This is a genomic window from Streptomyces sp. NPDC102406 (assembly GCF_044765725.1).
In the GTDB taxonomy this organism is placed as follows: domain Bacteria; phylum Actinomycetota; class Actinomycetes; order Streptomycetales; family Streptomycetaceae; genus Streptomyces.
The window spans coordinates 371,942-392,822 of the sequence record NZ_JBIWKP010000006.1; the positions used below are offsets into that span (position 1 = coordinate 371,942).

The 20,881-nt window shown below is 72.3% G+C and carries 16 protein-coding genes, 1 tRNA gene and 1 riboswitch; of the genes, 8 read left to right on the forward strand and 9 right to left on the reverse strand.

Translation table 11 applies throughout. From position 1 onward, the window contains the following. Positions 1 to 80: 80 nt before the first annotated feature. The 3 genes from ACIRF8_RS25820 to ACIRF8_RS25830 form a co-directional block, all read right to left on the reverse strand. Positions 81 to 863 (reverse strand): chaplin, encoded by a 783-nt coding sequence (locus tag ACIRF8_RS25820; protein ID WP_404218137.1) that lies wholly within the window; start codon positions 861 to 863, stop codon positions 81 to 83. A 114-nt stretch (positions 864 to 977) separates the two neighbouring features. Continuing rightward, complete coding sequence (locus ACIRF8_RS25825) at positions 978 to 1,169, reverse strand: chaplin (RefSeq protein WP_404218218.1); 192 nt, start codon at positions 1,167 to 1,169, stop codon at positions 978 to 980. A gap of 209 nt (positions 1,170 to 1,378) precedes the next feature. Then, entirely contained in the window at positions 1,379 to 1,789 is a 411-nt protein-coding gene (locus ACIRF8_RS25830; protein WP_404218139.1) for a rodlin, read from the reverse strand. Positions 1,790 to 1,997: 208 nt separating this feature from the next. Here ACIRF8_RS25830 and ACIRF8_RS25835 point away from each other — a divergent pair, with 208 nt between their 5' ends. Further along, the gene (locus ACIRF8_RS25835; protein WP_404218141.1) at positions 1,998 to 2,408 is read left to right on the forward strand and encodes a rodlin; all 411 of its coding nucleotides are present in this window, start codon (positions 1,998 to 2,000) and stop codon (positions 2,406 to 2,408) included. Between the two features lie 77 nt (positions 2,409 to 2,485). Continuing rightward, entirely contained in the window at positions 2,486 to 2,893 is a 408-nt protein-coding gene (locus ACIRF8_RS25840) for a rodlin (RefSeq protein ID WP_404218220.1), read from the forward strand. Positions 2,894 to 2,994: 101 nt separating this feature from the next. Here ACIRF8_RS25840 and ACIRF8_RS25845 read toward each other — a convergent pair whose 3' ends face one another. Further along, entirely contained in the window at positions 2,995 to 3,282 is a 288-nt protein-coding gene (locus ACIRF8_RS25845; RefSeq protein ID WP_404218144.1) for a hypothetical protein, read from the reverse strand. Positions 3,283 to 3,424: 142 nt separating this feature from the next. Between ACIRF8_RS25845 and ACIRF8_RS25850 the strand changes: the two genes are divergently transcribed. The 4 genes from ACIRF8_RS25850 (at position 3,425) to ACIRF8_RS25865 (ending at position 7,258) form a co-directional block, all read left to right on the forward strand. Next, positions 3,425 to 3,498: transfer RNA gene (locus ACIRF8_RS25850), tRNA-Met, on the forward strand. A gap of 155 nt (positions 3,499 to 3,653) precedes the next feature. Then, a complete protein-coding gene (locus ACIRF8_RS25855; protein ID WP_404218147.1) occupies positions 3,654 to 4,757 on the forward strand; it encodes a PP2C family protein-serine/threonine phosphatase in 1,104 nt (367 codons plus the stop codon). A 243-nt stretch (positions 4,758 to 5,000) separates the two neighbouring features. Next, a riboswitch (cyclic di-AMP (ydaO/yuaA leader) is annotated at positions 5,001 to 5,158 on the forward strand. Positions 5,159 to 5,169: 11 nt separating this feature from the next. Next, the gene (locus tag ACIRF8_RS25860) at positions 5,170 to 6,216 is read left to right on the forward strand and encodes a M23 family metallopeptidase (protein ID WP_404218149.1); all 1,047 of its coding nucleotides are present in this window, start codon (positions 5,170 to 5,172) and stop codon (positions 6,214 to 6,216) included. 85 nt (positions 6,217 to 6,301) lie between these two features. Then, positions 6,302 to 7,258, forward strand: a complete 957-nt coding sequence (locus ACIRF8_RS25865; protein WP_404218151.1) for an aldo/keto reductase — start codon at positions 6,302 to 6,304, stop codon at positions 7,256 to 7,258. Positions 7,259 to 7,287: 29 nt separating this feature from the next. Here ACIRF8_RS25865 and ACIRF8_RS25870 read toward each other — a convergent pair whose 3' ends face one another. The 4 genes from ACIRF8_RS25870 to ACIRF8_RS25885 form a co-directional block, all read right to left on the reverse strand. After that, the gene (locus ACIRF8_RS25870) at positions 7,288 to 8,598 is read right to left on the reverse strand and encodes a PrsW family intramembrane metalloprotease (protein ID WP_404218153.1); all 1,311 of its coding nucleotides are present in this window, start codon (positions 8,596 to 8,598) and stop codon (positions 7,288 to 7,290) included. Between the two features lie 78 nt (positions 8,599 to 8,676). Then, a complete protein-coding gene (trmB, locus tag ACIRF8_RS25875; RefSeq protein WP_404218155.1) occupies positions 8,677 to 9,450 on the reverse strand; it encodes a tRNA (guanosine(46)-N7)-methyltransferase TrmB in 774 nt (257 codons plus the stop codon). Positions 9,451 to 9,514: 64 nt separating this feature from the next. Next, positions 9,515 to 10,723: an L-2-hydroxyglutarate oxidase gene (gene lhgO, locus ACIRF8_RS25880; RefSeq protein ID WP_404218157.1), complete on the reverse strand. Its 1,209-nt coding sequence runs from the start codon at positions 10,721 to 10,723 to the stop codon at positions 9,515 to 9,517. Between the two features lie 71 nt (positions 10,724 to 10,794). Next, the gene (locus ACIRF8_RS25885; RefSeq protein WP_404218159.1) at positions 10,795 to 12,216 is read right to left on the reverse strand and encodes an MFS transporter; all 1,422 of its coding nucleotides are present in this window, start codon (positions 12,214 to 12,216) and stop codon (positions 10,795 to 10,797) included. A 605-nt stretch (positions 12,217 to 12,821) separates the two neighbouring features. Here ACIRF8_RS25885 and ACIRF8_RS25890 point away from each other — a divergent pair. Further along, positions 12,822 to 14,921, forward strand: coding sequence for an asparagine synthase-related protein (locus ACIRF8_RS25890; RefSeq protein ID WP_404218162.1), 2,100 nt, complete (start codon positions 12,822 to 12,824; stop codon positions 14,919 to 14,921). A 539-nt stretch (positions 14,922 to 15,460) separates the two neighbouring features. Next, positions 15,461 to 18,748, forward strand: a complete 3,288-nt coding sequence (locus ACIRF8_RS25895) for a BTAD domain-containing putative transcriptional regulator (protein ID WP_404218164.1) — start codon at positions 15,461 to 15,463, stop codon at positions 18,746 to 18,748. Positions 18,749 to 18,828: 80 nt separating this feature from the next. Here ACIRF8_RS25895 and ACIRF8_RS25900 read toward each other — a convergent pair whose 3' ends face one another. After that, positions 18,829 to 20,703, reverse strand: a complete 1,875-nt coding sequence (locus tag ACIRF8_RS25900; protein ID WP_404218166.1) for a sigma-70 family RNA polymerase sigma factor — start codon at positions 20,701 to 20,703, stop codon at positions 18,829 to 18,831. Positions 20,704 to 20,881 lie beyond the last annotated feature (178 nt).

Genomic DNA, 20,881 nt, shown 5'->3' on the forward strand with positions numbered 1-20,881 from the left:
CATGCCGTTGGAAGGCAGCCTGTTTTCGCGCCGTCCTCAGAGGGCCGGGAAGGGCGTTGACCGCTCTTCCCGGCCGGCATTCACCGTCGTGCCGCCGCCCTGCGATAGAGGATTCCGCCGCCGAGCAGGAGCGCGGAACCGGCGGACAGGGCCGCCAGCAGATTCGGGTCGGCCCCCGTGTCGGCCAACTTCCCCCGCGCCACCGGCGTCTGCCGAGCGACCGCCGCCCTCACGTGCGTACCCCGTGCCGTACCGGACCGCGTGTCCTCGTCGGCCTGGCGCGGCTCGGGCACGGCGGCCCTGACGGTGGGCGGCGTCTTTGGGTCCTCGTGCGGTGCCGGGGGCCTGTCCTCCTCGGCGGGCGTCGGCACTGCCGTCGCCTTCCCGTCACCCGCGCACGCGTTGCCCAGGGCCGGATCGAGCGCCCCCACCACGTCGACGGTGTCGCCGCACACGTTCAGGCCGACGTCCATGGGGGCCTGTACCGAGTTGCCCGACAGCACGCCACCGGACTGCGCCCCGCCGTCGGCGTGGGCCCCGCCCTGGGAGCGCGGTGCCGGTGTGTCGGCGGGCGGCGCGGCCACCTCCATGTCCGTCCCGCTCGACGCCCGGGGCTGCCGGTCGGCCTTGGACGCGACGGCGTCGGCGTCCGTCGCGGCGCAGGTGTTGCCCGTGGCGGGATTCAGGGCGCCCACCGCGTCGACGCTGTTGCCACAGACGTCGACGGGGACCGACACCGGAGCCGCGACCGAGTTGCCCGACAGCACACCCGGCGAACCGCCCGACTGCCCCTGGCCGCTCGACAGGGCGGACGCGCCGACGCCCGGGGCGGACAGAATGCCCGTCGCCGCCGCGGCTGCCACTGCCCCGATTCTCAGTGCCTGCCTCAATGCGTTTCCTTTCCCGCTTCACATTCGAAGCCGACCCCGGAGCACGAGGCCCCGGGGTCGGCTGGAAGACAAACTGCGGTTACCGCGTCAGTCGTTGGCGCAGGGGTTTCCGAAGGTGGGGTTCAGCAGCGCGATGACGTCGATGCTGTTGCCGCAGAGATTGACCGGCACGTGGACCGGAACCTGGACGACATTGCCCGACAGAACGCCCGGGGAACCCACGGCCGCCCCCTGCGCTCCGGCGTCGGCGAACGCCGGGGCCGCCATACCGAGGGCCATGACCGCACCGGCCACGATGGTGGCGCTCTTCTTGAAGGACATGTTGTTCTCCTTTTGCCGAGGGGCTCTGCACAAAGCAAACGAGCGACCACGATGTGAGGAAACTGTGCCGTCCGGGCGAAGGAATCAGAGAGCGCGCGCATAAAAAAAGCCCGGACCGCCCGCAGCCATCGGCTGCGGGCGGTCCGAGGTGCGTGCGCGGCGGTCGATCAGCCGTTCTGCGTCCCGTTGGAGGAGAGAACCGGGATGTCGTCCAGGACGTGCGACAGCGGCTCGTCGCCCTTCGCCTGCGTCGAGTTCTCGACACACTGCTGGGTCTGCGGCGCCGACAGGATCGGGAGGTCCTGGATACCGACGTTGACCAGACCCACGATGTTCTGGATGTTCGCCTTGACCGGCAGGCCGACACAGGGCTTGTTCAGCGAACCCTGGACCAGGCTGAGCTGCGGGCTCATGTCGCCGTCGGTCGAGGAGTTACCGAAGGCCTGCTGGGCGCCGTTGCCGCTGGCCGAGGAGGTGCCGTTGTCGTCGCCGTTCGCGAGCGCCGAGGGCGCGGCCGCGACGGAGATGCCGACTACGGACACGGCGACTGCTGCTGCAGCCATTGCCTTCTTGAGCATTTTTTCTGTTCCTTTTCTGACAGGCACCGGTTACTGCGAAAGGAACAACTCCCCGGGAACGCGATGGTTCCGCAGGTTCACCCGTTGTGCCGAGAGTCTGATTATCGGCACGGCGCGCAGTTCCCCATCCGAGTGAATGCGGGCAACCAAACAAGGTCGCGTGTAGTTGGTACGGATGCTCTCGGAAACAACTGAAGGGGAACCTCTCATGATGAAGAAGGCTGTGGCGGCTGCCGCCGTCACCGTGTCTCTCGTCGGCATCTCCGCGGCGGTGGCGCCCCAGGCGCTGGCGAGCGGGGACGACAGCCCGACGACCTCGTTCAGCGGCAACGGCGCTCAGCAGTCGTTCGGCAACTCGGCCACGTACGGCAACATGAGCCCGCAGATGGCGCTCATCCAGGGTTCCCTGAACAAGCCCTGCATCGGCCTGCCCGCCAAGGCGAACATCCAGAACATCGTGGGCCTCGTCAACGTCGGTATCCAGGACCTCCCGATCCTGTCGGCGCCGCAGAACCAGCAGTGTGTCGAGAACTCGACGCAGGCGAAGGGCGACGAGCCGCTGTCGCACATCCTGGACGACATCCCGGTTCTCTCCTCCAACGGAACGCAGAACCACTGATCCGGCAACCGTAGTAATTCTGGCCAGTTGTCTCACCGTGACTCCGTCGATGGAGTCCGGTCATGAAGGGAATTCACATGAAGAAGCTGTGGGCAGCCGCAACGATCGCCGCTTCCGTCGTCAGCCTGGCGGCGGTGGCCGCTCCCCAGGCTCTGGCCAATGGTGACGACAACGGCACCAACTCCGCCAGCGGCAACGGAGCGCAGGACTCCTTCGGCAACTCCTCCGCCGACGGGGACCAGAGTCCGCAGCTCACCCTGGTCCAGGGCACGCTGAACAAGCTCTGTGTCGGCCTGCCGGCCAAGGCGAACATCCAGAACATCGTGGGTCTGGTCAACGTCGGCGTGCAGGACGTGCCGATCCTGTCGGCGCCGCAGACCCAGCAGTGCGCGGAGGACTCGACGCAGGCCAAGCAGGACGAGCCGCTGTCGCACATCCTGGACGACATCCCGGTCCTCTCCAGCAACGGTGCCGGCAACAACTGAGACACCTGAGGGGCAGCCGCGCTCGGCGGCTGCCCCTCTTGCGTGTCCGTGTATGTCGGACGTCGTATGCCGTATGCCGTATGTTCGCGCGTCCGGGCTGGTTACGCCCCGGCCAGCCCCGTGACCGGCGCCACCAAGTCGGTGAGCTGGTGCAGCTCGCTCAGCTTGTACAGCCCGTTGAGGCCGGAGAGCTGCTCGGCCGTGCGCGGCACCTCGTCGCGGTGCGCGTCCGGCACGGCCATGGTGGAGACCGTGTCCAGCAGGGCGGTGGGGGAGATGGTGTTGCCTGCCGTGTTGGCAGTGGTGTCGGCCTGCGCCGCCGGGGCCACGATCGCCGTGGTGCCGACGGCGAGCAGGACAGCGGTGAGGGCTCGTCGAGTTGAGATCATGCACGGCATAACGGCGCGGACGACGCGGCGGATACGGGATGACGACGCGCCCCACTCGACAGGTGTACCCGGGGGGACAGTGGTGCGGTCGGGAAGCGATTCGCTTTCCCCGTCCACGATGGCGTAGTGTTGCATTCATCGACGCGGGGTGGAGCAGCTCGGTAGCTCGCTGGGCTCATAACCCAGAGGTCGCAGGTTCAAATCCTGTCCCCGCTACTGAAGGCCGAGGCCGGAATCTTTCGAGATTCCGGCCTCGTTCTGTTGATGGGCCCTGACTCGGACGGAGCAACAGCGCTCGCCCCCCGGCCTCCTGCACGGGAACCCTTGGACAGACGCCGGAATCCGGGCGCTGACGTGGCAGGAGACGACTGGTGGGGCAGCGAGGAGGGCGGCACCGACACGGGGCGGACACCATCGGCACCCGTGCCTTCCTCCGGGTGCTGCCCCTGCTGCTGATCGCCGGCGGCGCGGTCTACGAGTACTGCACCCCGTCCGGGTTCGCCGGCTCGCCCCTCTTCAGCGCCGCGCCCCTGGTCGTGGCCCCGTTCTTCTCGCTGGGCAGCACGATCACCGCCGGGGCCCTCTCGATCGCCGCGATCGTCGCCGTGCACCTCAGATACGAGAACGGGTTCAACGCCGGGGTCTACACCGAGATGGCCACCGTGGCCACGGTCTGCGTCCTGGCCGCGTTCATCAACCGGATCAAGCGCCGCAGCGACGAACAGCTCGCCTCCGCGCGGCAGATCGCGGAGGCGGCCCAGCTCGCGGTGTTGCCGGAACCGGCCGGGCGGATCGGGGGCCTGGCCGTCGCGGCCCGGTACGAGGCGGCGCAGGCCGACGCGTTCATCGGCGGTGACCTGTACGCGGTGCAGGACACCCCGCACGGGGTGCGGTTCGTCGTCGGGGACGTACGCGGCAAGGGCATGGGCGCGGTCGCCGCCGTGGCCGTCGTCATCGGCGCCTTCCGAGAGGCGGCCGAGCAGGAGGGCAGCCTGGAGGCGGTCGCGCAGCGACTGGAGCGGGCGCTCGCCAGGGAGGGCAGCCGACGGCGGGGCATCGACGACTTCGAGGGGTTCACCACCGCCGTGCTCGCCGAGATCCCGCACGGCGGCCACCTCGTACGCGTCCTCAACCGCGGTCACCCCGAGCCGGTCGTGCTGCACGGCGACGGCACGGTCCAGATGATCAGGTCCGTGGAGGCGGCGCTGCCGCTCGGCCTCGGGGAGCTCGGCTCCTGGCCGGACCGGGCGACCGAGGCCCCGTTCCCGTCCGCCGCGACGCTGCTGCTCTACACCGACGGGCTCTCCGAGGCGCGGGACGCGGAGGGCGTCTTCTACGACCCCGCGGCCAGGCTCGCGGGGCGGGTCTTCCCGGGGCCCGAGGAACTTCTCGCGACGCTGGCCGAAGAAGTACGCCTGCACACCGGGGGCGGTGCCAGTGACGACATGGCCCTGCTCGCCGTGCGCCGCTCTTGATCAACATTACGAGGGGTGATCGAACCGCACCACAGCGCATAACAATTGACACTACGTCAGAAAATGGCGTGTTTGCCGTGCGTCGAAACCGTCGGTCAACTCGACCTGCTTCGACCACCGATGACCGTTAAGTCCTGGCCAGAGACGTGAACGATCAGTGGGAACAGCTTGGAATTACTGTCGGCTGTCTATTAACGTTCGATAACGCAGCGCGGTCGTCCCAGCCGTCACAAGAGACGGCTCCGTGCGCACACGCTCAATCCCGCAAGGGAGCCGGGGAACCACTAACTTGGGGTGAATCAGGCATCGTTCCGTCGCTTTCCGGGCGCCGGACCGTGCTCGTAGGAGACCTTCCTGCTCCGAACCCGTCAGCTAACCCGGTAGGCGAGAGGAAGGAAAGGAGAGCGCCCCCGTGGCGTCGAACCGTCCTGCCCCCGAGTTCTCCGGGTTCTCCGCCGACTCCGCCGATGGCGGCCTCGGTGTCGAGCGGGAGAGCTGGGAGGAGTGGAACCCCACCGAGGAGTCCGTCCGTCCCGTCCGCGGCCGGCACCGCGTGGCCCGCCAGCGCGGCGGACTCGCGCGCAGCTCCACGGTCCTGGGCGTCGGCGTGATCGCCGCCGTCGGCGCGGGCGGCATCGCCACCGCGCAGGGCGGCAAGCCCGCCGTCCACCTCTCCATGCCCGACCTGTCGGCCGTCAAGGACTCGCTGCCCGAGGCCGCGTCGCTGCCCGGCGTGGGCGCGCTCATATCCGACGGCCCCGGCTCCGGCTCCTCCGGCGCCACGACCGCCGCCGCCCCGCTGACCAGCGTCGGCACCGGGCAGTCGGGCGCCGGAGAGGCGCTGCGGGCCCGCATCATGCAGCAGGCCGAGACGCAGGCGGACGCCGCCGACGCCAAGGCGCAGGCCGCGGCCGAGGAGGCCGCGGCGCAGAAGGCCGCCGCCGACGCCAAGGCGAAGCGGGAGAAGGCCGAGGCCGACGCCGCCGCCGAGAAGAAGAAGGCGGAGGAAGAGGCCAAGAAGAAGGCCGAGGCCGAGCGCCTCGCCAAGCTGGCCAAGAGCTTCAAGCTCCCCGTCGCCTCGTACACGCTCACCGGCACCTTCGGGCAGCCCGGCTCCATGTGGTCCTCCGGCTACCACACGGGCCTCGACTTCGCGGCCTCCACCGGTACGCCGATCTACGCGATCCACGGCGGCACCGTCACCGAGGCCGGCTGGGCGGGCGCGTACGGCTACCGCACGGTGCTCACCCTGGACGACGGCACCGAGCTGTGGTTCTGCCACCAGTCCTCGATGAACGTCAGCGTCGGTCAGAAGGTCAGCACCGGCGACGTCATCGGCCGCGTCGGCGCCACCGGCAACGTCACGGGCGCCCATCTCCATCTGGAGGTCCACCCCGGCGGGGACGCCACCGGCGTCGACCCGGCGGCCTGGCTGCGCGACAAGGGCCTCACTCCCTGATCTCGTCGGCCTACGAGTCCCCCCTCGACGCCCGGTGAAACACCCCCGCGGAACAACACGTTCCGTGGGGGCGTTGTCAAAGGGCATGACTTCTTCTTCCGCTCTGCGCACGCTCGGCTCCTCCGACCTGGAGGTCTTCCCGCTCGCCCTCGGCGGCAATGTGTTCGGGTGGACCGCCGACGAGTCCGCCTCCTTCGCGGTGCTCGACGCCTACACCGCCGGAGGCGGCAACTTCCTCGACACGGCCGACTCGTACTCGAACTGGGCCGAGGGGAACAGGGGCGGGGAGTCGGAGACGATCATCGGCAAGTGGCTGAAGGCCCGCGGCAACCGCGAGGACCTGGTCATCGCCACCAAGGTCGCCCGCCACCCCGACTTCAAGGGCTTGCGCGCCGGCAATATCAAGGCCGCCGCCGACGCCTCCCTCACGCGCCTCGGTACGGACTACATCGACCTGTACTACACGCACTTCGACGACGACGAGACGATCCCCGTCGAGGAGATCATCGGCGCGCTCGACGAGCTGGTGAAGGCGGGCAAGGTGCGGTCCATCGCCGTGTCGAACATCTCGCCCGAGCGCCTCCAGGAATCCCTCGACTTCTCCGACCGCGAGGGCCTGGCCCGGTACGTCGCCATCCAGCCGCACTACAACCTGGTCTCGCGCGACACCTACGAGGGCGCCCGGCGCGACATCGCCTCCCGCGCGGGCCTCGCCGCCGTCCCCTACTACGCGCTGGCCTCCGGCTTCCTGACCGGCAAGTACCGGCCCGGAGCCACGGTCGACAGCGCGCGGGCGACCGGCGCGGCCAAGCACCTGGAGACCGAGCGGGGCCGCAAGGTCCTCACCGCCCTGGACGAGGTCGCACAGTCCCACGGCGCGCAGATCGCCACGGTCGCCCTGGCCTGGCTCGCCGCGCAGCCCACGGTGGCGGCGCCGATCGCGTCCGCGCGCACGGTCGAACAGCTCCCGGCGCTGCTCGCGGTGGCGGACCTGGAGCTGACCGACGCCGAACTCGCCCGCCTCACGGACGCCTCCGCCTGAGGACAGGCACCCGCTACGGGCAGCAGTACTTACTGCGAGCGGTACGGGTTGTACGCGGGCCCCTGGGGCATCAGGGGGCCCACGTACATTGGCGGGCGCCACACCGGGGCCGCGGCCTGCGACGCGTACGCGAGTGCGGGGCGCGCGAAGCCGCGGCGCTCCCACAGCGCGTCCAGCAACTCCCGTTCCCGTACGACGAAATCGGCGCCCGCCCTGCCCCGGCGCCCGCGGTGGCGGAGCAGCGCGAGCGACGTCGCGTACGCCTCGTACGCGGTGACCGCCTTCTCCGCGTCCTTGCCGCCGTAGTGCGCGGCGTACTCCCGGGCCAGGCGGCGGGCCTTGAGCGAGCCGAGGGCGAACGGCTCGGGCGGCGCGAGCCATCCGGCGACGACGTAGACGGACAGTTCCGTGCGCACCGTGCGCAGTTCGCGGTGGCGCAGATACACCGCGAGCCAGGTGACGAGGCCGAACACCGGCACCATGAAGGCCGCGTACACCGCGAAGAATCCGTACTCGCCGAAAGACGACGAGCCGTTCCAGAAGGCGTGCATGCCCATCGCGGCGAGGAGCCCGGCGAGCGGCAGCAGCAGGCGGCGGACCCGGCCGCGGTCGGGTGCCATGACCGCCGCGATCCCGAAGCCGATGCCGGTGAGCACGGTGAACAGCGGATGCGCGAACGGTGACATCACGATCCGCACGAAGAACGTGGCCGCCGTCACCGAGCTGAGGCCGGGGCCCGTGCCGGTGAGCTGGTCGGTGCCGAAGGCGTTGCCGAGGTAGAGGATGTTCTCGGTGAACGCGAAGCCGGTCGCGGTGACCCCGGCGATCACCACCCCGTCGACGATCCCGGTGAAGTCGCGTCTGCGGAACAGGAAGACGAGCAGGACGGCCGCCGCCTTCGCCGACTCCTCGACGACGGGCGCTATGACGGTGGCGCCGAGGGTGTCGGCGCCGGTCGGATCGGCGGTGGCGGTCTCGATCCACCGGGTCGCGAAACTGTTGGCGACGATCGCTATGAGGGCTGCCGCGCAGGCGCCCCAGGCGAAGGAGAACACCAGGTTCCGCCAGGGGCCCGGCTGCACCCGGTCCAGCCAGCGGAACGCGGATATCAGCAGCGGCACGGGCAGCACGGCCAGGCCGAGCCCGACCAGGAAGCCCTCCGTGCCGGTCTGCTCCCGCACCAGGGCCAGGATGACGGCGCCGGACAGCGCGAGGAGCGTGGCCAGTGCCGCCGCCCTGACGCCCGTCCGCTCCCACCAGCGCGGATGCGGGACCGCGCCGGTCGGCCGGGTGCCGAGGGCGTGGTCCTGAGGGGGCGGGCAGCCGGGGTACGAAGCCACACATTGACCCTAACGAGGGATACGGCGCGCCGCGACGGGGCCTCGGCCCCCGGCCCCCGGGCTGTGGGACCGGACCCGCTACCGGCGCCTGAACAGCAGGTCGTGCACCACATGCCCTTTGTTCAGGCCCTGACCCTCGAAGCGCGTCAGCGGGCGGAACTCGGGGCGCGGCGCGTAGCCGCCGTCCGGCTGGGTGTTCTCGTAGTCGGGGTGGGCGCCGAGCACCTCCAGCATCTGCTCCGCGTACTCCTCCCAGTCGGTCGCGCAGTGCACCAGCGCCCCGGACTTCAGCGGACCGGCCACCAGGGACAGGAACTCCGGCTGGATCAGCCGTCGCTTGTGGTGCCGCTTCTTCGGCCAGGGGTCGGGGAAGTAGACGCGCAGGCCGTCGAGGCTGTCGTCGGGGAGCATCGCGCGGAGCAGGATGATGGCGTCACCGTTGGCGACCCGTACGTTGGTCATGCCGCCGCGGTCGGCCAGGTTGAGCAGGTTGCCCTGGCCCGGGGTATGGACGTCCACCGCGAGGATGCCGGTCGACGGGTCGTCCGCCGCCATCCGCGCCGTGGCCTCGCCCATGCCGAAGCCGATCTCCAGGACGACCCGGTCGACGCCGGGGAACATCTCGCCGAGATCGAGGACGCGCTGCCCGTCGATGTCCAGCCCCCACTGGGGCCACAGCCGCCGCAACGCGTCGGCCTGCGAGGTGGTGACCCGGCTGCGGCGCGGCTGGAAGCTGCGGATGCGCCGCTCGAAGTGCGAGCCTGCGGGGTCGGGCCGGGGCCCGTCGGGAAAGCGCGGCTCGTTCGGGCGCTCGGGCGGGGCGGGAAGCTTGGGCGATTCGGACTCAGACACAGTGGGGCGATTTTACGGGTCCGCGCCGCACCGCCGACCAAGGCCGTACCCGTGGGGCCGGGGTCTAGGCGGAGTCGAGTGCGGCGAGTGCCCGCCGGGCCACCTCGCGGCCGATGGGCAGGGAGGCCGTGGCCGCGGGAGACGGCGCGTTCAGCACATGGACCGTGCGGGCGCTCTCCCGTATCAGGAAGTCGTCGACGAGCGTGCCGTCCCGCAGCACGGCCTGCGCCCGCACTCCGGCGGGCGCCGCCACCAGGTCGTCGGGCGTGACCGCGGGCACGAGGCGGCGCACCGCGTCGGTGAACGCGCGCTTGGAGGCGGAGCGCCGCAGCTCCCCCGCCCCGTACCTCCAGTGGCGCCGCGCTATCCGCCACGAGCCCGGCCAGGCCAGCGTCCCCGCCAGCTCACGGGGGCGCACGACGCCCCAGTCGTAGCCCTCCCTGGCCAGCGCGGGCACCGCGTTCGGACCGACGTGGACGCTGCCCTCGATGCCGCGCGTCAGATGCACCCCGAGGAAGGGGAACGCCGGGTCCGGCACCGGGTACACGAGGCCGCGCACCAGCTCGGGTCGGGCCAGGTCGAAGTATTCGCCGCGGAACGGCACGATGCGCATGTCCGGGTCGTCCCCGGCGAGTTTCGCGATCTGGTCGCACTGGAGCCCCGCGCAGTTGACCAGGACCTTTCCGCGGACGATGTCCCCGGCTGCGGTCCGCACGGCGACGCCCAGCGCGGGCCGCCGGTCGATCCGCACGATGTCCGCGCCGTAGCGGATGTCGGCCCCGGACGCCTCGGCGAGGTGGCGGGCGACCGCGCGGTAGTCGGCGATGCCGGTGCTCGCGACGTGGATGGCGGCCAGGCCCCGCACCTCGGGCTCGTGCTCCTGGATCTGGGCGGGGCCCAGCTCGCGCACCGCGATCCCGTTCTCCCGGCCGCGCTGGGCCAGGGCGTGCAGCCGCGGCAGCTCGTCCCGCTCCGTGGCGACGATGAGCTTTCCGGTGACGGCGTGCGCGATCCCGTACTCCGCGCAGAACTTGACCATCTCGGCGGCCCCGCGCACCGCGAACCGCGCCTTCAGCGAGTCCGGGCGGTAGTAGATCCCGCTGTGGATCACTCCGCTGTTGCGTCCCGTCTGGTGCCGGGCCGGGCCCGCCTCCTTCTCCAGGACGACGACGCGCGTGCCCGGTGCGGAGCGCGAGAGGGCATAGGCGGTGGCAAGGCCGACGATCCCGCCGCCGACCACCAGCACATCCCCGTCATACGCAGCAGTGCTCACCGGGCCTCACCTCCATGTCCTGCATCTTGCCCGACGCCACTGACAATCCGTACGGGACAGGGGGATCACGTCTACGCCGGAGCCATCAGCAGGGGCCGGGCGCGCTCCCGCAGCTCGACCACCCGCGGCTCGTCGCCGTAGGGCTCCAGGCGGTGCAGCAGGTCCTTGACGTACTCCGTGGTCCGGGCGGAGGAGATGCGCCCCGCGACCTCCAGGGCGCGTGTCCCCTGCTCGCAGGCGGCGTCCAGGTTCCCCGACTCCAGCTCGGCGACCGCCGACACGACGAGCCGCAGCCCGTGCGAGCGGACGAACTCCTCGGTGGGCCGGGACAGCGCCTGCTCGGTGAACCTGCGCACCTGCCGCGGAGCCTTCAGGTCGCGGTAGCACTCGGCGGCGTCCGCGGCGAACCGGTCGTAGGAGTAGAAGCCGAGCCAGGAGGGGTCGCTGTCGCCGTCCCTGGAGCGCTCCAGCCAGCCTTCCGCGGCCCGCAGCGCGGCCCCGGCCGCCGGTGCGTCACCGGCACGCGCGTGCGCGCGCGCCTCGACGAGCCGGAAGAAGCTCATGGTGCGCGCGGTCGCGAGCCCGCGGTTGCGCTCGACCGCGGCCTGCGCGAGGTCGACGCCCTCGTCCCCGAAGCCGCGGTACGTGGCCTGGAGCGACATGGTGGCGAGCACGTAGCCGCCGAGCGGCACGTCGGCGGCGGCCCGCGCCAGGCGCAGCGCCTGGATGTAGTACCGCTGCGCCGCCTCCTGCTGCCCGGTGTCGAACGCCATCCAGCCCGCGAGGCGCGTCAGTTCGGCCGAGGCGCCGAACAACGAGCGGCCCACGTCGTCCGAGTACGAGCCGAGGAGCAGCGGAGCCGCCTCGACCCGCAGGCACTCGGGCACCATGGACGAACGCCAGTCGCCGCCCCCGTACTTGGAGTCCCAGCGCCTCGCGTCCTGCGCGGCCTCGCGCAGTTTCAGCACATCGCTGTGGCCCACCTTCTGCGGCGAGCCCTCCTCCGTGAGGTGGACCTCGCGCGCGACCGACGAGTCGGCCGGCGTTATCAGCCACCGCGAGGCGGGCGTCGCGTACGCGCTCACCGCGAAGGAACCGGCCAGGGACTGCCAGATGCCCCCGCTGCCCGCCCGGCGCCCGGCGAGGTCGAGCCGGTACAGCTCCGTGGCCGACTTCACCGCCGCCCGTACGTCACGGGGGAAGGCGAGGCCCACTTCGGGCGCGGGGTCCGCGTCGGCCAGGCCGATCTCGTGCAACGGCACGGGACGGCCGAGCTTCTGGCCTATGGCGGCCGCGATGAGGTGCGGGGCGGCGCCCTGCGGCACCATGCCCTTCGACACCCAGCGCGCCACCGACGTCTTGTCGTACCGCAGCGTCAACCCGCGCTGCGCTCCCAGGTCGTTGACGCGCCGCGCCAGTCCCGCGTTGCTGATCCCCGCGAGGGCGAGAACGGCGCCGAGCTTCTCGTTCGGTCCGCGTAGCTCCCTGGACATGCGCCACCCCTCGACACAGACGGCTGCCGCGCCGGCCTCTCGCAGACCCTCTAGACCTGGCATAACCGCGCGGCATTCGTACACCCAGCGTAGTTCGCCGGATCCCAAGCGTTAAGGGCCCAGTTCCGGATGGCGGGATTGTTGTCCGCGGGGAAAGGCGGCGCAGGCCACGCGCCGTGACCGTGTGCTCCACCCGTGGTGCCGTGCGCCCGTGCGTGCGCTCTTACCCACGCGTGGGGTGAGCGCTTGCATGGAACCTGCGTGGGTCGGCCCGCTGTACTGGATCCAGCGGGCTGGGGGACACCGCCGCCTACATCCCCGCGGGCGGCGGACCGGTCCGGGGGGCGTCTACCGCCTCCCGGACTGTGCGTTGCGCGGAGTGGCCGAAGCGGGCTGCCCGGCTCCGGCCATCCACGGCTGATTTGGCCGAATCTCGCCCCTGTCGTCCTACCTCACCGTGGTGGTGCCACGGTTCAACCACGGCTCGAAAGGGGCGCATTGGGGGGAGCGCACGCCATGTTCCGCTCCCTACTTGGCCCCTCTCGGACGCCTCCTTCGTGGCAGCATGGGGACCCCTTGGTTGTCCACAGGTTGTGGAGGCGGCGATGCGGTGGTTGGTGGGATGGAGCAGTACCACCGCTGTGCCCGGTGCCTTCGCGTCCGCCGGAGCCATGGGGGCCGAGGGCGAAACGGTACATCCGGTCGGCTCCCAACTCCTGTGGGGCGACCCGGATCCGCTCTGGGCGGTCGGTGACTGGCGCCCCGACGAGGTACGCGTCGTCAAGGTCGACGACCACACGAGGATCGCCGTCCTCGGCGTGTGCGGCGCCTCCGACGAACAACTGCGCGTGGGACTCTTCGCCGCGCGCGGCGGCGCCCTGCGCCACCTCACCAACTGGCCGGGCAGCTACACCGCCGTCGTCCAGGTCGGCCGCCGCGTCATGGTCATCGGCGACCTGGCGGGCGCCCGCCCGATCTTCTACACCCCCTGGGCGGGCGGCACGGCCTACGCCACCGCCGCCCTGCCCCTCGCCGACCTCATCGAGGCCAACCTCGACGTGGGCCACCTCGCCGCGCTGCTCGCCGCCCCCGACGTCCCGGAGGCGCTGCACGACTCGACGCCGTACCAGGGCGTCCGCCGCATCCCGCCGGGCCACGCCCTCATCCTGCGCGCCGGCGCCCGGGAGATCGCGGGCTACGAGGCGGTGGCGTCCCTCGCGGTGGGCACAGGACCCGTCGACGCCGACCGCGCGGTGGACGACGTACGGGACGCCCTCGTGGAGGCCGTACGGACCCGCCTCGCCGCGCCCCGGCACGTCCCCGGCACCGACCTGGACCCCGGCCCCGTGCCCGGCATGGGCCCCGCCGAGCGGCGCGCCGCCCGCGGCATGCCCGTGCCCGGCATCGGCGCGGACCTCTCCGGCGGCCCCGCCTCCGGCACCCTGGCCCTCCTCGCGGCGGGCCTGCCAGGCCTGCCGGGCACCGTCCTGGGCCACGGCACGGGAGCGGGCGAACGCCTCCTGGCGGTGACCTTCAACGACATCTCCACCACGACGACCACCCACGAGGCGGAACTCGAACGAGCGGGAGCCATCGCGGCCAACCCCCGCCTGCACCACGTGGTCGTGGCCGCGGGTGAGGAAGCCCTCCCCTACGCCGACCTGGACGGCCCGCTCACCGACGAGCCGAGCGCCACCCTCGTCACGGCGGCCCGGCACCGCGCGCGCCTCGCCTCAGGAAGCGCCGACCACTTCACCGGCTACGGAGCCCGCCAGGTCCTGGACGCGCATCCCGCCCGCCTCACCGACCTCCTGATGGACCGCCGCCGCCGCCACATGGTGCGCCCGGTCGCCGCGCTCACCAAGGCGGACGGTGGCTCTTTCACGGTGCCCGCGCGCGTGTACGGCGCCGCCCGCAAGCTGGCCCGTACGCCCTACAAGGCGGGTCTGGAACACCTCTCGGACCGGCTCCTGCACCGCCGTTTCGACGAACCGGGCGGCGCCGTGGGAGCGTCCCTCGCCGCACTGACCTGGGCCAGGCCGGGTCCCGCCGCGCGCTGGCTGACCGGTGAGGCCCTCGCTGAAGTATCGGTTCGCCTGCACGAGGGGGCGACCCGCCCGGGACCGGGCCCCGGCCAACGGCCCGGCGAGTTCCGCGCCCGCGCCGCCCTGGCCCGGCACGCGGCGGACCTCCGCATCCTCGAACAGGCGGCGGAGATCCGCTTCCAGCGCCTGCATGCTCCGTTCCTGGACAACCAGGTGGTCCGCGCCGCCCGCGCGCTCCCCGAGGCACTCCGCGTCCAGCCCGGCGCCCGCGCGACGATCCTGCGAACGGTCCTGGAGGGCGCGGGCGTCGCCGACCTGCCCCCCGGCTGGGGAGCACCCTCACACGCCTCGTCGGCGGCGGCTGCCCGCACCGGCCTGCGGGTGGCGGTCGACCATCTGATCGCCCTCTTCGACACGCCGCTGCTGGCGCAGACGGGCCTGGTCGAGGCCCGCGTGGTCCGCAAGGCTCTCCGCGCGGCGGCCGACGGCGACCCCCTCCCCCTGGACGGCCTCGCCGACCTGGTCGCCCTGGAACTGTGGCTGCGCCGCCTCCTCTCCCGCCGCGGCACCTGCTGGACGGGCACCCCCGCCCGAGCCCGAGCGGTCCCCACAGGCAGCGTGGTCCCGGACAGAGCCCTGGGAGCGGGCCCGCTCCGCTAGGTGGCGTCACCACTTGGGGACGAGCCCCGGGACGCGAATACGGCACCCCCACCGGCCCGGCACTCGCACGACAACGCGAGGGGATGTGCCGGGGTGCCCCCGCAGGACACCGCAGGAACCGAGCGCCGGATGACGCGCCTATGGCGTTCAGAGGGCCAGGCACCCGATAGGTCGCGTCACCACTTGGGGACGAGCCCCGGGACGCGAATACGGCACCCCCCACCGGACCGGCACTCGCACCACGACGTGAGGGTACGTGCCGGGGTGCCCCCGCAGGACACCGCAGGAACCGAGCGCCGGATGACCCGCCTATGGCGTTCAGAGGGCCAGGCAGCCGATCCGGCCGAGGAGGTACCCCGGCGCGGCCCCGCCCCACAACGCGACGGGGCGCAGGGCGGTGCCGCTCGGCGTTCGGAGGGCCAGGCACCCGATCCGGCCGAGGAGGTACCCCGGCGCGGCCCCGCCCCACAACGCGCCCGGCGGGCCCCGCGTCCCATAAACCATCAGGCGGCGCGCCCAGAACCAGCGACAATGCCCCCGTGCAGTACACACTCCTGGGCACGACGCAGGCCCACGACGACGAGGGCAGCCCCGTCCCCGTGGGCGGCCCCCGCCTCCGCGCCCTCCTCACGTCCCTGGCCCTGCACACCCCGCACACGGCCCCCATCGACGCCCTCGTCGCCGACGTCTGGGCTGACGACCCGCCCGCCGAGGCGACGGCCGCCCTCCAAGCCCTGATAGGCCGCCTGCGCAGAACGCTGGGCAAGGACGCGATCACCTCGGAGGCAGGCGGCTACCGCCTCGCCGCGACCCGCGCCGACATCGACCTGTACGTCTTCGAGAGCCTGGTCCGCGAAGGCACCGCGGCCCTGACGGCGAACGACCCCGCGTCAGCGGCCCGCATCCTGCGCGAAGCCCTCGCCCTGTGGCGCGGCCCCGCCCTCGCCGACCTCCCGGGCCACGCGGCGGCGTCCCGCCCCGAGGCCCAACGCCTGGAGGCGACCCGCGCGCGCGTGGCCGCGGATCTGAGCCTGGGCCGCGCCGTCGACCTCGTACCGGAACTGAGGGAACTCACCACGGCGCACCCGTACGACGAACCTCTGCGGGCGCTTCTGATCCGCGCCCTGCGCGCGGCGGGCAGGGGCGCGGACGCCTTGGCGGCGTACGAGGAGGCGCGCCGCACCCTGGCGGATGACCTCGGCGCGGACCCCGGCCCGGAACTCAAGCGCCTGCACACGGAACTGCTCACGTCCGCCCCGGCCCCGACGAACCAGAACCCGGCCCCGACGAACCAGAACCCGGCCCCGGAGCAAACACCGCCGCCCCCGACCCCCCGCCGCCCTAGACCCCGCACAGGAAACCTCCGCCCCCGCCTGAACTCCTTCATCGGCCGGGAACCCGAACTCACCGCCATCCGTTCTGATCTGCGAGGAGCACGCCTGGTCACGCTGACGGGCCCGGGCGGCTCCGGCAAGACCCGCCTGGCAGAGGAGGCCGCCGCCCCGCTCCCGCAAGCCTGGCTGGTCGAGCTGGCGCCGCTGGACGACCCGAAGGCGGTCCCGGGCGCGGTCGTCAGCGCGTTGAACCTGCGCGAGACGGTCCTGATCACGAGCGAGATGTCGTCGGGCCCGCAGGACGACCCGACCGCGCTGTTGGTGGAGCACTGCGCGAACCGCACGCTGCTCTTGATCCTTGACAACTGCGAGCATGTGATCGACACGGCGGCCCAGCTCGCCGAGACCCTCCTCACGCGTTGTCCGGGCGTCACGATCCTCGCCACCAGCCGCGAACCCCTCGGCGTGCAGGGGGAGTCGGTGCGCCCGGTCGAGCCGCTGCCCCCGGACCCGGCGCACCGCCTGTTCGCGGAGCGGGCGCAAGCCGTGAGCCCGGGCTTCGACCCGGCTCGTGACGCGGCGGCGGTCGCCGAGATCTGCCGCCGTCTCGATGGACTGCCGCTCGCCATCGAGTTGGCGGCGGCCCGTCTGAGGTCGCTCACGCCACGCCAGATCGCGGACCGCCTCGATGACCGTTTCCGCCTCCTGACCAGCGGGAGCCGTACGGCTTTGCCGCGCCAGCAGACGTTGCGCGCGGTGGTCGACTGGTCCTGGGACCTGCTCGACGACCGGGAGCGCGCGGCGCTGCGTGAGCTGTCGGTCTTCGCCGGTGGCTGGGGTCTGGAGGCGGCCGAGGCGGTGTGCGGCGGCGACCCGGTGGCGGTGGCGGACACGATCGGCTCGCTGGTGGACAAGTCGTTGCTGGTGGCGACGTCACCACAGGGCGCGCGTCCGTCCGCGGACACGGGGATGCGCTACCGGATGCTGGAGACGATCCACGAGTACGCGACGGAGCGGGCCGAGGAGACGCCGGAGCTGCTTCTGGCGGCGCGGCACCGGCACATCGCGTACGTACGCGCGCTGGCCGCGCGGGCCGCTCCGAAGGTGCGCTCGGCGGAGCAGCTTCCGTGGATCGAGCGGCTGGAGACGGAGCTCGACAACATCAGGGCGGCGTTGGCGCGGGTCACGAGTGATCCGGCTCTGGTCGACGAGGAGAGCGCGATCACCCTGGCGCTGGACATGGGCTGGTTCTGGTGGCTGCGCAACTACCGCTCGGAGGCCTTGTCGTGGATCGAGTCCGTCGAGCGGCTCATGCCGGATCGCACGCTCCCGGACGACCCGGAGCACGCGCTGTACTGGCCGCGGATGCATCTGCGGCTGCTGTCGCTCTTCCTCCTCGCGGAGTCACGCCCGCAGGAGGCCGTCACCACTGCCGAGGATGTGGCGTACGTGGAGCGGGTGCGGACCGCTTTCGAGCCGCCGAGCCCGCAGGGCGCCCGCTTCCCGGGGATCATCGCGCCGTTCTCGTTGTTCCTCGTCCAGAGCGCCCACTGGAGCGACGTGCGGCCCGCGTTGGACGCGGCGGTCGCCAACTGCCGCCGCTACGGCGGCGACTGGGAGCTGGGCGTCACGCTCATGTTCCGCACGCACGCGGCCGTCGACATGCCGGGAAACATGGAGGGCGTGGACGAGGACCTGCGGGAGCTGCGGGACCTCAGCAGACGGGTGGGCGACCGCTGGATGCGCGCCCAGGTGTGCAGCGCCGCCGGTGAGGCCGCCATCGGGCGGGGCCGCCTGGCGGAGGCGAAGGCCGAGTACGAGGAGGCGTTGGGCCTCGCCTACGAGGTGGGGGCGTACGCGGAGACGCCGTTCCTGATGGCGCGGCTGGCCGAGATCGCCTACCGCGAGGGTGACCGCGTCGCCGCACAGAAGGCGCTCGATGTGGCGAGCGAGGAGGCGGAGGCGACGGGGACCGTGGACACCACCGCGTTCGTCGCCCTCCTGCGGGCCCAACTGGCTTTGCAGGGCGGTGAGGTGGCGCGGGCGCGCGAGCTGTGCGACGAGGCCCGCGCGGCGGCGGCCGACGGCACGCCACCGCCGCAGTTCATGGCGGTGCTCGGCGCGGCCGACGTGCGCGTCAGGGCCGCCGAGACGGGCCCCGCCGCCGGACTCGACCTTCTGGTCGATGTGTTCGGTGACGCGGTGATGGAGCGCTGCGCCGAGTCGGTCACCGCGGGTCTGATCGACGTGGGCGCCGAGTTGCTGGGCCGCAAGGGCGATGTGGTGCGCGCGGTGCGGCTGTTCGCGGCGTCCGATGTGCTGCGCGGCGATCTGATCCGGTCGATGCCGGAGCGTGGGGAGCGCGCGGCGCTGGAGTCCCGCGCACGGGCCGAGCTGGGTAAGGACGGGTACGAGGCGGAGGAGGCGGTGGGCGCGGCCTTCACCCAGGACGACATCCTGAGGGAGCTGCGGACGGGCGCGGCGGCGTCCTGACGGCGGGCGGTGGCCGCAGCGCACTCCGCCCGCCGCCGAGAACGCGAGGACGACCTCCCAGCCGCAGGCGGAGCGCCCTCTCAACGGCAGGTGAAACGGGACTCCGCCCAGTCCGCGAGGGCCACCGGGCCGAACGAGGTGTGCGGTTCGGCGACGAGCCGGATCGTCTTGTGCCCGCTCAGATCGACGTGCACCGGCACGGCGGGGCTGTTGCCCCGGACGACCGCCGAACTCCAGGCGCGGACACCGTCGACGTAGACCGAGAACCGGACGGCTCCGAGCCCCAGCGTCATGTCGTCGACTCCGGCGGACGCGTCGTAGGCGGTGCAGGTGCGGTTCAGGTCGATGGTGACGGAGGACCTGGCGTGGACGGTGACCCCGTTCGCGTACCGCTTGCCGCCGATCGACATGCCGTAGCGCTGCCACACCCAACTGCTCTCGCCGAGCCGCATCTCGGGTTCGGTGCCGTCGCCGAGGGCGCCGTACTTCAGCTCGTTCCACTGGTAGACGGCCGGGGCGCGCGGCGGAGTCGGCTTGGGCGGGGTCGGGCGCGGCGTGGGCTTCGCACGGGACGGCCTCGGCTTGGGCGGAGCGGGCTTCGGGGTCCGCGGCTCAGGTGACTTCGGCGCGGGCGTGGGTTTCGGCTTGGGCTTGGGCTTCGGCTTCGGTGACGCGGCAGGGGGCGATGTCGGTCTCGGTGCCGACACCGGGATCTCGGGCGCGGGCTTCGGCGGTTCGTGGGACCGCTCGGGCGGCGGGACCGGCTGCGACACCGGTGGCTTCGCCGCCTTCGCCTCGGGCTTCGGCTTCGGGTCACCGGCCAGCGCGATGGCCACGGCGACGGCGATCCCGGCCGCCACCACACCGGCCGCGATACCGGCCTTCGCGGGCGCCCCGAGCCCTTCGGCCGCGGCGCCGCCGGACGAGCCGCTCGCCGCCGCGGCGGCACCGGCCCCGGCACCCGCCGCACCCGCGGAGCCGCCACCGACGAGGGCGAGGGCCTTCGCGTACCCGGCGGCACCGAACCAGCCGATGACAGCGATCGGCACGACACCCGGGATGCCGCTGGCGACCTCCTTGATCTGGCCCGCGGCCAGCCGGCACTTGGCGCACTCCTCCAGGTGCTTGCGCAGGCCGCGCTCGGCTCGGGTACGCAGGCTGCCGCGCGCGTAGGCGCCGAGCCGGTCCGCGTAGCGGGAGCACTCCTCGGACTCGGTGAGGGTCGTGGAGACGTGCGCCTGGAGGTAGGCCTCCTTCAGACCCTCGCGCGCCCGCTTGGCGAGCACGCGCGTGCCGTTGGCGTCGAGGCCGAAGAGGGGCGCGACCTCGCTGGGCGACTCGTCCTCGACCTCGGTGTGCCAGAGCACGGCCTGCCACCGCTCGGGCAGCGAGCGGAACGCCTGCATGGCCATGGACTGCTCGGCCTCGTGCATGGCGCGGACGTCGGCACCGAGGTCGAGGGTGTCGTCGTCGGAGACCTCCTTGGCGCGCGCGGCCTGCACGGCGAACACGGCGAAGTCGTCGACCAGGTGTTCCCGCTTGGCCGTCTGCGTCCAGTTCGCGGCGACGCGACGCACCGTGGTCAGCAGGTAGGCGCGCACCGCGTGCTCGGGCCCCTTGCCGCCGCGGACGGCGCCGAGCATGCGGGCGAAGACCTCGGCCGTCAGATCGTCCGCGGTGTGCGCGTCACGGCAGCAGGTGACGGCGTACCGGCGTACGGCACCGGCGTGGCGGCGGTACAGCTCCTCGTACGCGCTGTCGTCGCCCGCGCGCATCCGCTCGATCAGACCGGCGTCGGACGGCGGCAGCCCACCCTCGCGCTGGGCGGGCACCGCCGCGTCGGGCGTTCTTCCCGGCCGACCCTGGCTCGGCACCTGCGGCGGCTGGGCAGGGCGGCTCTCGGCGCTCGTCCCCCCACCGTCGGGCCGCTGCTCGTCCCGCCCGTCAACGCTCATCGCGGAAAGCCCCCGACCACACACTCTGACCCGACCACCGGCAAAGCGTGTCACACAGGGGTCCCACGGAACCGGTCCGTACACAGCAACCACTCATCCGTGGAGAATCCCCGTACCTGAGCACTACCGTTCACTCATCCGGGGAATACCCGACCGACGCGCGCCGAACAGGGGTCGA

What these genes read in the sequence shown, in the direction of transcription:
- ACIRF8_RS25840 (WP_404218220.1), top strand. Translation starts at nt 2,486, where the DNA reads ATGAAGAAGCTGTGGGCAGCCGCAACGATCGCCGCTTCCGTCGTCAGC.
- ACIRF8_RS25865 (WP_404218151.1), top strand. Translation starts at nt 6,302, where the DNA reads ATGACTTCTTCTTCCGCTCTGCGCACGCTCGGCTCCTCCGACCTGGAG.
- ACIRF8_RS25845 (WP_404218144.1), bottom strand. Translation starts at nt 3,282, where the DNA reads ATGATCTCAACTCGACGAGCCCTCACCGCTGTCCTGCTCGCCGTCGGC.
- ACIRF8_RS25900 (WP_404218166.1), bottom strand. Translation starts at nt 20,703, where the DNA reads ATGAGCGTTGACGGGCGGGACGAGCAGCGGCCCGACGGTGGGGGGACG.
- ACIRF8_RS25890 (WP_404218162.1), top strand. Translation starts at nt 12,822, where the DNA reads ATGCGGTGGTTGGTGGGATGGAGCAGTACCACCGCTGTGCCCGGTGCC.
- ACIRF8_RS25825 (WP_404218218.1), bottom strand. Translation starts at nt 1,169, where the DNA reads ATGGCCCTCGGTATGGCGGCCCCGGCGTTCGCCGACGCCGGAGCGCAG.
- ACIRF8_RS25885 (WP_404218159.1), bottom strand. Translation starts at nt 12,216, where the DNA reads ATGTCCAGGGAGCTACGCGGACCGAACGAGAAGCTCGGCGCCGTTCTC.
- ACIRF8_RS25835 (WP_404218141.1), top strand. Translation starts at nt 1,998, where the DNA reads ATGATGAAGAAGGCTGTGGCGGCTGCCGCCGTCACCGTGTCTCTCGTC.
- ACIRF8_RS25830 (WP_404218139.1), bottom strand. Translation starts at nt 1,789, where the DNA reads ATGCTCAAGAAGGCAATGGCTGCAGCAGCAGTCGCCGTGTCCGTAGTC.